Annotated in this window: 9 protein-coding genes; 3 read left to right on the forward strand and 6 right to left on the reverse strand. The window is 51.7% G+C overall.

Annotated elements, in window-relative coordinates:
- Positions 1 to 3 precede the first annotated feature (3 nt).
- Complete coding sequence (locus DUE52_RS28930) at positions 4 to 1413, reverse strand: CotH kinase family protein (protein ID WP_229312348.1); 1410 nt, start codon at positions 1411 to 1413, stop codon at positions 4 to 6.
- A 213-nt stretch (positions 1414 to 1626) separates the two neighbouring features.
- Between DUE52_RS28930 and DUE52_RS28935 the strand changes: the two genes are divergently transcribed.
- Positions 1627 to 2955: an adenylate/guanylate cyclase domain-containing protein gene (locus DUE52_RS28935; RefSeq protein ID WP_114409582.1), complete on the forward strand. Its 1329-nt coding sequence runs from the start codon at positions 1627 to 1629 to the stop codon at positions 2953 to 2955.
- Positions 2956 to 2957: 2 nt separating this feature from the next.
- On the opposite strand, the gene DUE52_RS28940 is transcribed toward DUE52_RS28935, so the two are convergent.
- The 3 genes from DUE52_RS28940 to DUE52_RS28950 are packed head-to-tail and all read right to left on the reverse strand — an operon-like array spanning position 2958 to position 8690.
- A complete protein-coding gene (locus tag DUE52_RS28940; protein ID WP_114409583.1) occupies positions 2958 to 6596 on the reverse strand; it encodes a BamA/TamA family outer membrane protein in 3639 nt (1212 codons plus the stop codon).
- 20 nt (positions 6597 to 6616) lie between these two features.
- Positions 6617 to 7471: an SdiA-regulated domain-containing protein gene (locus DUE52_RS28945; protein ID WP_114409584.1), complete on the reverse strand. Its 855-nt coding sequence runs from the start codon at positions 7469 to 7471 to the stop codon at positions 6617 to 6619.
- 16 nt (positions 7472 to 7487) lie between these two features.
- Positions 7488 to 8690, reverse strand: coding sequence for a Pycsar system effector family protein (locus DUE52_RS28950; protein ID WP_229312349.1), 1203 nt, complete (start codon positions 8688 to 8690; stop codon positions 7488 to 7490).
- Between the two features lie 238 nt (positions 8691 to 8928).
- On the opposite strand from DUE52_RS28950, the gene DUE52_RS28955 reads away from it, so the two are divergent.
- Positions 8929 to 11457, forward strand: a complete 2529-nt coding sequence (locus DUE52_RS28955) for a DUF5686 and carboxypeptidase-like regulatory domain-containing protein (RefSeq protein WP_114409585.1) — start codon at positions 8929 to 8931, stop codon at positions 11455 to 11457.
- Between the two features lie 47 nt (positions 11458 to 11504).
- Complete coding sequence (locus DUE52_RS28960) at positions 11505 to 11888, forward strand: FKBP-type peptidyl-prolyl cis-trans isomerase (protein WP_114409586.1); 384 nt, start codon at positions 11505 to 11507, stop codon at positions 11886 to 11888.
- Between the two features lie 115 nt (positions 11889 to 12003).
- Here DUE52_RS28960 and DUE52_RS28965 read toward each other — a convergent pair whose 3' ends face one another.
- Together DUE52_RS28965 and proS are read right to left on the reverse strand one after the other, a co-directional pair.
- Entirely contained in the window at positions 12004 to 12453 is a 450-nt protein-coding gene (locus DUE52_RS28965) for an FKBP-type peptidyl-prolyl cis-trans isomerase (RefSeq protein WP_114409587.1), read from the reverse strand.
- A 164-nt stretch (positions 12454 to 12617) separates the two neighbouring features.
- Positions 12618 to 14090, reverse strand: coding sequence for a proline--tRNA ligase (proS, locus tag DUE52_RS28970; RefSeq protein ID WP_114409588.1), 1473 nt, complete (start codon positions 14088 to 14090; stop codon positions 12618 to 12620).
- Positions 14091 to 14116: the final 26 nt, after the last annotated feature.

Below are 14116 nucleotides of genomic sequence, written 5' to 3' on the forward strand. Positions count from 1 at the left end.
CGGTTATTTTAAAAACGTACTGACTTCCTGGTTGCGGGTGACCACGTGGGCTTTCAGGACACCCAGCGCACTGGTAAAGTTGGCCGAACTGCTCAGATTCGAGTATTTTCCGGTCTCGGTAGCCTGCGGACCAATGACATACGGCGAAATGAGATTGGTATTTTTCTCAAAAAGCGCGTTCATGTTGGCGGTTGTAAACACGGTTTCCAGAAACGTTTTGGCGTGTTCTTTGTAGCGGGCGTAATACACCGGATCGTTGGCCACGTAGCGGAGCAGCGGCCAGCTACCCGTCACTTCGGACATGGAAATCGAAACCGCCCGCATACCGCCCCCGCCATTGCCCGGGTTGCCACCCCCGCCCGCTGTGCTGGTCATCGACATGTTGTGATCCCACGGAATCCAGGTCAACTTGCCCGCCGGGGCGTTGTAGAGGTAATAATTGTGCGCCATCGCGCCGTAGGTGTCCCAGTTGACGATGGTGTTGTTGACCGCCAGAAACTTCAGGTAGTGGTCGACGTTGAACGTTTTTTCGAGATTGGCCCGCCATTCGGCGGCATTGGTGGTGCGGGTGGTGGCATTGAGGGCCGTTACGAAAGCCTGGGCATCGGACCAATCGGCCGCCGTTTCGTTGTTTTTCTTTTCAAACTGGCTTTGCGTAAACTGCTGAAAGGTCGATTCCGGTTTATAGATATTGCCGTCGTCTTCGCCAAACTGGTCTTTCACCATTGTATCGTCGATCACTTCGACCATCGTATACACCCCACAGTATTTCTGACCTTCGCCGAAATCGATGTATACTTTGTAAAAAGCCGTTTGGGCCGCCGGAACACCGGCACTGCGAAATATATCCGCCACCACTTTCTCCCGAATCAATGAATTATCACTGTAGGCCGGCGACATTGACAGTTCCTTAAAACCGTAGAACCGCTGGTTTTTGATGTCGGGGAAGTCGTCTTCAAATTTATCGAAGTGCAACCGGAACGGGAGTTTGTAGATGCCGGATCGCCAGGTCGACGATAAACTGGAGTTCCCTTTCAGCCGAAAACCGACCTTGTTCCAGACTTTTCCGTTAAATTTGACCGGCAGGGCGACATAATCGGGGTCATCGGAGCCAAAACCGCCTGCCCCTCCCATGCCTCCGCCGGTTGTGCCACTGCCGCCAAAATCGCTGCCGAACTTGGTTTTCATGTCCGCCCGGATCGCGGTCCAGTCGGCGGCAGTCATGGTTATTTCCAGCGTGTTAACCTGTTCCTGCGGAAAAACGACGGCATAATTCGGATCGACCTCGTTGCTGTGCGACTCGGTGGTCCAATCCGAATTGGTCGAACCCGGATCGATGTCGATGGCTTTTTGCTGGCAGGAAAAACCGGTACCAACCAAAGCGAGGATTAAAAGTAGGCGAGATGGTGTCATGCACATGTACGGTTGGGAATCATTATTTGACCGTACGTACAAATTTCTGAAAGCGTTGCAAGGGTATTTCGCTAATTTTGTCCGCTCACGAAACTACTTTGGTGGTTCACTCCCCTCGTTCGTCGCTTCGTAGGGTTGGACTGGGAACCGTGTTCTGATGGAATTAAATTGCGGGCAGCATTGTCATGTTAACCAATCCAGTACCGTGACGCTATGACCTTTGTTTACCACAAAAAAGAGAAGCCTGAAATCAGCCCGTATTTTCACCTGGCTTTTGCACAGGAAAACCTACGGCGCGAAAAACAACGGGCGGGTTTGCTGGCCAGTGTTTTCGGTGTCGGCGTTCTGATTGCCTCGTTTTTTCACTCGTTCATTCCCGAGTCGGCCTTTCCACACCAGGCCAAGATGGACGTCCTGCGGGTGGTTTTCAGCTTTATGCTCTTCATGGGCCTCTATGAACTGAGTATCTGGAATCTGTTCCGCCGATGGCTGCAAAAAGGCATTCACATGCCGCAATTCACCAAATTCCTGAACGCGACGTTTGAAGTGACCTCCATATCGCTGTTGATGTATTTGATTTCGGACAAATTCGACCACCCGATTCTGGTCATGCTGTCGCCCTTCGCCACGCTCTATTACTTTTTCATTATCCTTTCCACCCTCCGGCTCAACTTCTGGATTTCATTTTATACGGGTCTGGTAGCTGGTTTCGAATATCTGCTGCTGAGTGTGTATTTGCTCGAACAGCCGTCGCTGGTGGCCGACTCGCTGGATCTGTACATGTCCGTAGCGTTTGCCTACGGGGTGAAAGCGGGCATTCTGGTGTTGTGCGGGGCCTGTGCCGGTTTTGTTTCCCGACAAATTCAGAAAAGTATTAAAACCTCCATCGAAGGCAACGAAACGCACAATCAGTTGATTACCTTCTTCGGCCAACAGGTTTCCCCCGAAATCGCGGATCTGATCATCAAGGAAAAGGGGATGCTGAAAAGCCAGCACATGAAAGTAAGCGTGCTGTTTCTGGACATTCGGAATTTTACCAAATACGCCGATAAACATACCGCCGATGAGGTCGTAGCCTATCAAAATTCGTTTTTCAGAATTATTGTCGACGTGGTCAACCGTCACGGCGGCATTGTCAACCAGTTTCTGGGCGACGGCTGCATGATTACGTTTGGCGCTCCAATTCCGCTGGACAATCCCGCCGAAAACGCGGTCAAAGCCGGTCTGGAAATCATCGATGAAATCAAAAAAGCGGTATTTGCGAACCTCATTATTCCCACCAGCGTCGGCATTGGGGTTCACGTGGGCGATGCCGTGATCGGCAACATTGGCACCGAAACCCGGCAACAATTTTCCATTACCGGCAACGTGGTCATTCTGGCCGCCCGCATCGAACAACTCAACAAAGTCTATGGCACCAACATGCTGGTGTCGCAGGATGTGATCAACGAACTGTCCGAATACCCGGCCCTGACCGAACTGCTGGGTGTGGTCGATGTCAAAGGCATGGAAGATGGCGTCGAATTGTATAAACTATCCTGACCTCAAAACAGGAACCCAACCCGCAGCATCGGGAGTCTTTCTTCTTCCGAAAGGGCATACAGAAACGAGATAACGGTTTGTTTATACGGCGACAGCCAGACGCCCCCGCCGTAGCCGTGGTGCCAGGTGTTCGACTTTTCGCCCTTTACCCACACCCGGCCCACGTCGTTGAAGGCCAGCACGCCCAGATAAGCCGGGAACAGGTACGTGCGGATCGTGGCCACTTTCAGCCGCAGTTCCGTGTTGTTATAGAGTGTGCTGCCCCCTGCAAAACGCGTTCGCCGAAAACCGCGCAGGTTCGACAGACCGCCGAGCGTGTTGGCCTGAAAAAATTCGTAGTCCGAAAAATTCACCCCGCCCCCCACGCGCGAAGCGATGGTCAGCGTGGTTGGTAGCCGCAGACTGGCATAAAATGCCAGATCCGACTGAAGCCGCGTGAGCCCCTGGGAGTGGGTTGAAATGCCTTCGTACAGGCGTAGTTCCGTTTTCCAGTAGGTTCCGCGGGTTGGCAGGATTTTGCTGTCGCGATTGTCGATCAGAAAACCGGCTTTCAACCCGGCATACCACCGGCGACTGAACAGATTCTGACCGTCGGGCAGGGTATTGGCAAACTGATTGATAAACCGCTTTTCATTTTCCTCCACCTCGATACTCTCCACCGCCGGGCCATAATACACGTTCAAGCTGCCTACTTTGTGTTGCAATAAGGCGCTGACCGCCATGTTTTCAAACCGCGTTCGGTAGTATTTAATGCCTTTCTCTTTATCAAAAACCGTGTTGTTGCCCAGTCCGAAAAAGTTATAAACGTAGTTGGGAGCCTGTAAATCGGCGTCCAGCCGCAGGTCGGCTTTGCCAATCACATCCGTGAACGTACCGTCATAATTGAAATTGTAGGCTTCGGTGGCAAAGGCATGGTTGACCACAAACCGGTGTTGCTGGGCAAACGGCTCTTTCCGAAAACCGTGTTTGGTATATAAAAAACCGCCCCCTAGAAAAAGGCCATCGTCGGGGTTGTACTGCACCGAAACCTGCGGAAACAAAACGTCGTACTTGAACGATTTCCGGTCGTAGGCATTGATTTTCGATTTTCCCGACAGCCGCACCCGCGTTTCGGAGCCGGGGTCCACCACCGTTTTTTTCGAATCATAGACCACCGTTTCCCGCCGAAGCCCCGACGCCGAGGAGCTATCCGTCACCTGATCGCGTCCTTTGCCGCCAATGATTCGCAGCAAGATTCCGTCGTTGGTTTTTCCTTTCACGATAAACTCATCGTCGCCCCCTAGGCCAAACAACCGCACCTCGCGGGTTTCGTCCACCTTGAAAACCCGCCGATAGAGTTGCTCCCCGGTTTCTCCGGCTTTTTTCAGTTTAGACACCACCACCGTCATCTGCCCATCCGGCAGCCGCTCCACCTCGAACCGTTCTTTTTTGTCGCTGCCGGTAACCTCGACGGTTTTGGCCAGAAAGCGGTAAAGTTCACCCGCATAATGCGCCAGATCGGCCCGGCGGCTTTGCAGTTTGGCTTTGATGGTAGCCGCCGTTTCCTGATAGGCAGCTTCCGGCAGTTGCTTCAGAGCTTCATCGATGACGGCATCCGTGAGTTGCCGCGATAAACTGTCAGCGGTTTGCAACCATTCTTCCAGCGACGGTTCGGTCAGGAAACTGCGGTCGAAATACCGGGCGTTGAAAGCCAGACCGGGAACATCCCGGATGGTGTTGCTGAATCCCTGGAACTTGGGCATGGCCCATTTCCGGCTGACAACCTTCGGAATGATGCCCATATTCACGAAAAAAGCCTGGTCGCGGTCGCGCGGAATGGGTTTGAACTGCAATCCCTTATTGGTTTTGAAACTCGCCCAGCGCCACTGGTCATCATGACGATCCCAGTCGCCCAGCCAGATGTCGAAGAGTCGCGCCTTCAAAACCGCCTGCTGGTCTACCTGATTGTCGTTGTCGTCCGCCAGTTTATCGAGTAACTTGGTGGTGCTGAGTATTTTTTTGGTCCCGCCAAACTGCGAGCTATTGGCATAATTGCCATCTACCCGTTCTTCAAACAGTGCCAGCGACCGGGCGAACGTCCGGCGATACGGCCCCAGCAGCGAGTCGTCGGGAACAATGACCAGTTTGGGATTCGTATGAAAAACACCCACGGCATCGGCCAGCGGTGGCACCACCAGGGCGGCAAACGGGTGCGAAGCCGAAATTTGATCCTGCACCAGGTCATTGACAAAACCACTGCGTAACGCTTTCGGAATGGCATTTTCGGCGTACTTTTCAACGGATCGCAGCACGTATTCCTTGCCGTCCTGCCCGGCCATCCGCAAAGAAAACGTTTGCATCCCGCCCCCGCGCTGCAAGGGTTTCAACCCGCCGGCTTCCTGCCGCAGGTTCAATACCGGAACCGAAACCGGACTCTGCCAGACATCCCGGTAATTTTCGCCTAAAAGCATCCGGTGCAACGGCGATGCGGCATATTGGCCACTGGCAATGACATTCTGCTCCGTGGGTGCCGTCGTAGACTCGGGCGTTGGCAGGGGCTTGACGGGCAAGGTGAAGGCCGTTTCGAACAGGAGTTTACCGGTTTCCGATCCGCCGTCGGGTGCAAAAAACCGGACCCGCGTCTTTCCATTTTCCTCAAAATCGAGCCGGGCAAATCCTTTCGCCGACGATGCAAATAAACTGTGTCGCCCCTTTTTAACCGGTACCGATTTGGAACCGCTGCCGCTGGTGACGTAATAGATCGAATCGCGAAGAATCAACTGCTCGTTGTGGTCATGCCCGTTGACATACACGACATTCCGGTATTTTTTCAGCAGCGAAACCATGCCGTTTCGCATCAATTTGTACTTCGGATGCTGAATATCCTGAATATTACCAATCAACGATCGATAAACCGGGTAGATCGACCCCAAAACCGGCAAGGGAATGTAGAGGGAAGGATTGAGGTCCGTTAACGGAAAAAGATGGTCTTTGAGTGTAAAATACCCGCCGTGTTCGCCGTGGCTATACATTGGGTGATGGCCGGCCAGCACCACTTTTTTGTTCTGATTTCGGGCCAGCACATCGTCCAGCAGCAGCAGAAAAGAAGGCAGATCTTTCGCTTCACAATCCGATTCTTCACCCGGTTTGTCCCAGGGATGAAGCCACCATTGGGTATCGATCAAAACCAGGGTAATCTCGTCATTCAAAGCCACTTCGACCGGCCCCGGACAGCCGTCTTTCGGAAAAAACACGTCTTCACGACCCAGTTCGGCGGTTACGAAGGCGGCCTGGTTCCGCACCCGGTCCCAGCCTTCGCGTTTGCCCTGCTGCCAGTCGTGGTTGCCCGGAATGACGAAGGCGCGTCCTTTAAAACCGGACAGAATGGCGAGTTGATCCCGCATCCGGCGTTCGGCATCGGCGCGGTCGGCATGGGAAGAGTCGGGCAAGCCCCGGGGATAGATGTTGTCGCCGAGGTAAATCAGGCTGCTGTTGGCACCGCTGGTTTGCAACTGGCTTAGAACGGTTTTCAAAACCACATCCCCTTCCGGCTGGGGTTCGCCCGCGTCGCCCAACAAAAAAACCGTGTAGGGTTTCGACTGGGCGACAATCCGGAAGGGAAGGCATACAAGCAAAAGAAAGGCCGTGTAGAGTATCTTCATACGCCTATTACAAATCGAAATTACGGCTGGTTCGCAAACTCGAGAATATAACCGGGTTTTCCGTCCCCTTCGCTGGCGATGTAAAGCGTTCCATCGGGCGCAAAGCAAATGCCTTCGGGCTGGCGGTACAGTTTCGGGTCAAGGGCTTCGGTGGCAACGACCTTCCCTTTCCGGTTGAGCACGACGACCATTTTTCCAACCGAAGTCAGGAAATACAGGTCGCCGGTTTTTGGATGAACAGCCAAACCCGACGGTTTGAATTTGTTGAATGGCACGCCAGCCTGGGTTAGCAGGTCATCCTTGATGGTCAAGCCTTTATAAACCACCTTCGTTTTAATGTCGTACGTATAAACCGCCTTCTCGTTCTTCTTGGGGTTTTCTTTCACCGCAATCAGCAGCCGTTCGGTTTCGGCATCATACGCCAGGCCTTCCACCTCCGTTTTGGCCGGCAAATCCGTGGGCGTGCGGGCGATTTCCTTCGAAAACGGTTTAAAATGGTACAGATCGCCGTTGCTTTTCAGGGTATAAATCTCACCTTTGGCCCATTCGATGCCTTCATAATCGCCGTAGCCCCCAAAAACCGACGAGTCGGTCACGGCTTCTTTTTTCAGATCGTAGATGTAAGCAACCGCCTTTTCGTCCTGCACACAGAGCAGTTGGTTGTCTTTGTAATACGATAGTCCGGAGATTTCTTCCAGATCGGGCGGAAGTGTAAAGCGACGGGTGGGTGTAGTCAGGTCGTAGGCCAACGGCTGTTTTTCAGCCGTAGCCTCTCCGTTAACAGCCTGATTTCCGGTATCATCCTTGCTTTTTTTGCCCGTACATGCTCCTAAAAAACAGAGCAGGGCGAGAACAACAACTTGCGATTTTTTCATTCAAAGAAGTTTCAATTTACTTGACCGGGAAATAATAGGCCGCCAGGCCAAACGCCAGGACGGAGGCTGCAAACCCGAACATAAAAGTGGTGTAGGAAATTCGGAGCAGGCGGTATTTTTTACCCAGTACTTTTCCCAGAAAATAAATATCCCGGGTCATGCTGCTGTAGAGAAAGTCGCTGTCGTTCATCATTTCCCGCATTCCCCACTCGTAATCGGCCAGATCCATTTTGTGAAAATTACCAAAAAACAGCAGATTCGCCTGTTTCTGGTGAATGTCTTCTTTGGAAAACCGCCCGCTGGTGATGGTGGGACGGGTGGCCAGAATGGCAAAAATGGTCGCCACCAGGCAACTGGCGGTCAGCATAATGGTGGGAACAACCAACTGTGGCCACTCTTCCAGTTTCCGAATCAGAATACTGATGATCAGCGAGACAATGATCGTATTGACCGAAATCATGATGTTGGCCTTGTTGTCGGCCATGGCGCTGAGCTGGAAGTGGTTTTGGGAAGTCACGCGGAACATGGTTTCGATGCCGCGTCCCGGTTTTTTAACCTTATCGGTCTCCTCTTCCGATTTGTGTTTATCCGAGGGTTTCCCGTCTTTCTCGTTTTCTTCGGCTTCCAGTTCGGCCAGTTTGCGACGGGCTTTTTTCAGATTTTTTTCTTTCTGCGGGGTTAAAACTAGTTTCCCGTATTCGGTAAAATAATGGTGTTTTTCCATGAGGACGATGGAGCCCTGCATCCACTTCCGTTTGCCTACTTTCCCGTAGATACTTTTCACTTCCTGCCGCAGCATCTCGCTCCGCTCAAAAAAACGGTCGGAACTCAGGTGAAACAGATCGGCATCGCAGAGCACTTCAGCCATTTTTGACCTCGGATTCTGGGGCATCCGGGTGGCCAGAATGTTGTCGACAACCACCTGAACCCGCTCTGGCCCCAGGGAAAGTGATTCCAAAAACGGCTTGACCATTTCGGCACCGATCGTTTCGTGTTCCTGACAGGCTTTCGCATAACCGAGATCATGTAACCAGGCTGAAATCAGCACGTTTTCCAATTCTTCCGGGCTCAGGTCACTTTCTTTTCCAATCAATTCGGCGGCTTCAACCACCTCGCGGGTGTGTGTCAGGTTGTGGTAAACCAACGCAGCCGGCATTTCGTGAAGCAACGTTTCAGCGTATTCCCGCGTACGGGTAACTGACGATCGATCGGTAGGCATAATCAAGTTTCTGAGTTTAACGGAAAAAGTGGTTGCAGATTGTGACAAAAAATGGGATATAAAGTCTAAGTGATACCGGTAAATGAATCCAACGCGGACAATTTATAGGATTATTCTGATGATTCATCTATACATTTCGGCGATTCGTCTTCAAATGAAATAAAATCAATTTACTTGGTAAACTCTGTTGACTAGATTTGTGTTAAACCGGTATGATTCATACCACTTGCCTTTCCGAATGAAGCACGTTATACGGGAGCGGTTCAGTATAGTTTTCGTTATTCTGAATACACTCTTTTTTCCTGTTCTTGCACAAACAGCCTACAAGATCAGTGGTCGCGTCACCGACGCTGGTACCGGAGAAGGCATTCCGTTCGCCAATATAGCCATTAAAGGCAAAACCGTTGGAACAACGTCGGATGAAAATGGCAAGTTTTCACTGACCTCCACCCAAACCGGTGATTCTCTCCTTTTCTCCAGTCTGGGTTATCAGAACCGGGCCTACCGCATCATTCCGGTGGCTACTCAGACCATCGACGCCGTTCTGACCTCCTCTGCCACCAAACTTCAGGAAGTAAAAATATACGCCAAAGGCGGGGATCCGGCCTACCGCATCATCAGGGAAGCAATCCGACGGCGCGACCAGTTCGACCCCGACCAACTGACGGCTTTCCAATACGAAAGTTATTCCAAAGTGGAAGCCTACGTCAACAATTTTGCCAACGAGCGCAAAAATGGCCGCAAAGGAGGCCCGGTTGGCCGATTGCTCTCCAAACTCCCGGCCATATACGACAGCCAGGGGAAACCGGCGGTTCCGGTGTTTGTTTCGGAAACTTTTTCGGAATACTACCAGCGGGCGAACCCCCGTAAAGTGAAAGAACGGATTTTGAAAAGCCGCGCTTCGGGTGTGGGCATCAGCGACGGCGGGGTTTCGGCCCAGTTAACCGGTTCGTCGTTTCAACAATACAATTTTTACCAGAATTACATCAGCCTGTTGCGGAAAGACCTGCCTTCTCCGCTGGGACAGGCCTGGCAAACCATTTATAAATTCCGGCTGATCGATACGATTACCGTTGGCGGACTCGTCTGTTATCAGGTCGACTTTGAACCCAAACGGCCTACCGATCTGGCGTTTTCCGGAACGGCCTGGATCGATACCACCCGCATGGGTCTCACGCAGATCGACGCCAAAATCGACCAGCGCGCCAACATCAATTTTGTCGATGAAATCCGGATTGAACAGGAATGGGAAGATGTGGGCGACAGCACCCAGACTTCTATGGTTCGGTTGCCGGTTTTAACGCAACTGTTGATCGATACCGACGAGCCGACGCCCAATGCGCCCGGTGCATTGGTCCGAATGTATGTAGCAGCCCGGAATGTAAAAGTCAATGTGCCCAGGGAGTCGAAATTTTACGAACCGCCCCTGGAACTGGCCGAAAACTACAGCGAAAAATCCCCGGCTTTCTGGCAAACGATTCGCCCCGAAGGACTAGATCCGAACGAACTGCGGGCTTTTACCATTGTCGATTCCGTCCGGAACGTGCCTTTCATGAAATTTCTGGGGGAAGTCGTGAATCTGACGGCTGTGGGTTATTACCCACTCGGATCCCTGCACCTCGACGCCGGTCCGCTGCTGAACAGCTACGCCTTTAACAACGTCGAAGGGCATCGCCTGCGACTGGGCTTGCGAACCAATTCGGGGTTTAGCCGCCGGTGGATTCTGGGCGGTTATCTGGCCTACGGAACACGCGACCAGCAGTTCAAATACGGTATGAACATCGACTACGTGGTTAGTAAAAAACCGTATACGATTGTCGGTATTCAGAAAAGTTATGACATCGAACGATTGGGGACATCGTCGGAAAACCTGGGCGGCAACACGATTTTTGCGGCTTATACCCGTTTCGGAACGCTGCGCCGTCCCTACATGCAGGAATTTCACAATACCTACCTCCGAAGTGAACTGGGCAAGGGAATAACGCAAACGATCAGTTTACGAAACCGGTCATTCGAGCCGCTCTTTCCGTTCGCCTACAACACCAATGATCGGGAAACGATTACGGCCAGTCAGTATCGCACCACTGAATTGCTGTTCGAAACCCGGTTTGCTCCTGGTTCGCTGATGATTCAAAGCGACAACGACCGGTTCAGCGTGGAAGGTAACAACAATCCGGTGTTTACCTTTCGCTACCAGTTGGGGATGCAGGACGTTCTGCACGGCGATTTTTCTTACCACCGGTTTAGCCTGAATGTGCGCCATTCGTTCCGGATGGGCGTTCTGGGCCGAACCCGTTATCAGGTCAATGCCGGTTACATTCCGTCCACGATTCCGTATCCGCTGCTGTATATGCCGCTGGGCAACGAGACATTTTTCCGGGTCGAAAACTCGTATAACCTGATGAATTTCTTTGAATTTGTCACCGATCGGTATGTGGGCGTGATGGCCGAGCATAATTTTGAAGGCTTGTTTTTCAACCGGATTCCGGCGATTCGGCGGCTAAAATGGCGGTTTCTGGCTACCGGAAACATCCTGATGGGCGGAGTCAGCCAGGCCAATACGGCACTTATTCCAGCCACCAACCAGTTGGGCGAACCGGTTTTGGGCTTCCAGTCACTGAGCCGGGCGCCGTATGTAGAAGTCGGTTACGGCATCGACAATATCTTTAAGGTGTTCCGCGTCGATGCGATTCACCGCCTGACCTACCGGAACAATCCCAATATTTCGACCTTTGGAATCAAAGTTTCGGCCTGGGTAAATTTATAACGGTTATCTTGCAGCCGTAAACGATTTCTGATTAACCAGACATTCTTATGGCGAAAGCACCAGAGGCCGAAGTAGCGACCTTAAAAGAATTTATTGAGGCCAGTGGCATCTCCGCCACGGCCGATGACCGTGGTTTTTATTACACCATTCAGGCTCCGGGTTCGGGCGAAAAACCAACCGTTCGCTCCAATGTGACGGTGAATTATGAGGGCTCGCTGACCAACGGCAAAGTTTTTGACAGCAATAAAAACATCAGCTTTGGACTGTATCAGCTTATTCTGGGCTGGCAGGAAGGCATTCCGCTGATAGCACCGGGTGGCAGTATTACGCTGTATTTGCCCCCAAGTCTGGCCTATGGTTCACGCGCGCAGGGTGGCATTCCGGCCAATTCCATTCTGATTTTCAAGATTGATCTGATCCGGATTAACTAACCAGGAATGATAAATGTAAAATGAGTAATGTCGAATGTAAAAGTGAACAGCGCCTGGCTACTTTTACATTCGACATTACTCATTTTACATTTATCATTCCCTTGGTAACTCTTACTTACAGGATCAACTTGGAAGGATTGATTCCCACCAGTTCGATGTCAAAGATCAGTTCTTCGCCCGCCAGCGGATGGTTGGCGTCCAGCGTTACCGACGTGGCCGTCACATTCCGAACCACCACCGGAACCGCCTGCGGGTTACCGTCCTGATGCATGTTGAGGGTTAATCCAATTTCCAGCTCAATATCATCCGGTATCAGCGAGCGGTCAAACTCAAAAATCATATCTTCGCTCGACGGACCGTAGGCATCTTCCACCGGAATCCGAACGGTTTTTGCCTGCCCTATCTCCATTCCTTTTACGCCTTCGTCGAAACCCCGGATGACCATGCCGCTTCCTACCTGAAACTGCAATGGCGACCGGCCACTGGAGGAATCAAACACGGTACCATCGTTTTTTCTGCCGGTATAGTGCACTTGCACCGTATCCCCAGCCTTTGCTTCTGCCATAATACGAGTTGAATTGTGTAGCGGCAAAACTACCCAAACCCGCCGAAAGTCAGGCACAATTTGCCGATTATTTGAGCCAATGTTCTTCGGGGTTGATGAATGATGAGCGATGAATGATGCCAGAAATCCGTCAACAACCCATCATTCATCATCCATCATTATTCTCAATAAGCCCTTGCAAAGACTACCCGTTGCTTCGACGGTTTTCCACTGTAAATACAGGTTCCTTCTTCCAGCTCAGCATCCAGCGGAATACAGCGGATGGTAGCTTTGGTTTCTTCCTTGATGGCTTCTTCAGTCTCGGAGGTGCCGTCCCAATGGGCCATCAGAAAACCGCCTTTTTCGATTTGTTCTTTAAATGCCTCATACGTATCGACCCGGAACGTATGCTCCTGCCGGAACTGCGCGGCTTTATTGTATATGTTTACCTGAATCTCTTCCAGCAGATTCTGGATGTGCGCCACCAGGCCGTCGGCCGAAATGGTTTCTTTCGTTTTCAGATCCCGCCGGGCAATTTCAACGGTATTATTTTCAAAGTCCCGCATCCCCATCGCCAGCCGAACGGGCACCCCCCGTAGTTCGTATTCGGCGAATTTCCAGCCCGGTTTGTTTGCATCACTGGTATCGTATTTAACCGAAATGCCGACCTTCTTCAGTTCCTTGATCAGCGGATTAATTTTTTCCGATAACTGCGCCAGTTGCTCATCGTTGCGGAAAATAGGAATAATCACCACCTGAATCGGGGCCAGTTTGGGCGGCAAAACCAGGCCGTCGTCGTCGGAATGGGCCATAATCAGAGCGCCCATCAAGCGGGTGCTGACGCCCCAGGAAGTTCCCCAGACGTAATCCTGCTGGTTGTCTTTGGTCAGGAATTTCACATCAAAGGCTTTGGCAAAATTCTGTCCCAGAAAGTGGGATGTTCCCGCCTGCAGGGCCTTGCCGTCCTGCATCATGGCCTCGATGCAAAGCGTATCATCGGCCCCCGCAAACCGTTCATTGGCGGTTTTGGTCCCCCGGATCACCGGCATCGCCATCCATTCTTCCGCAAACGTGGCGTAGACGTTCAGCATTTGGGTTGTTTCTTCCATCGCTTCCTTCGCCGTCGAATGGGCGGTGTGCCCCTCCTGCCAGAGGAATTCGGAAGTCCGCAGAAAAATCCGGGTTCGCATTTCCCAGCGAACGACGTTGGCCCACTGATTGATCAGCAGCGGCAGATCCCGGTAAGACTGAATCCAGTTTTTATACGAACTCCAGATGACGGTTTCCGACGTAGGACGCACGATCAGTTCCTCTTCCAGTTTTGCTTCCGGATCCACGATGACACCAGAGCCATCTTCCGCATTTTTCAGCCGGTAGTGGGTCACTACGGCACATTCTTTCGCGAAACCTTCCACGTGGGAGGCTTCTTTACTCAAAAACGATTTCGGAATGAACAACGGGAAATAAGCATTGCTGTGGCCGGTTTCCTTGAACATATCGTCCAAAGCCCGCTGCATTTTTTCCCAGATCGAAAAACCGTACGGTTTGATCACCATACAGCCACGAACCGCCGAATTTTCGGCCAGGTCCGCCCTTTTAATTAACTCGTTATACCACTCGGAATAATTCTCGGAACGCGAAGGAATTGCTTTTGCCATGGGTAACTAAACTTTTTTTTGATCAC

The organism is Larkinella punicea (assembly GCF_003334855.1).
Taxonomy (GTDB): Bacteria; Bacteroidota; Bacteroidia; order Cytophagales; family Spirosomataceae; genus Larkinella; species Larkinella punicea.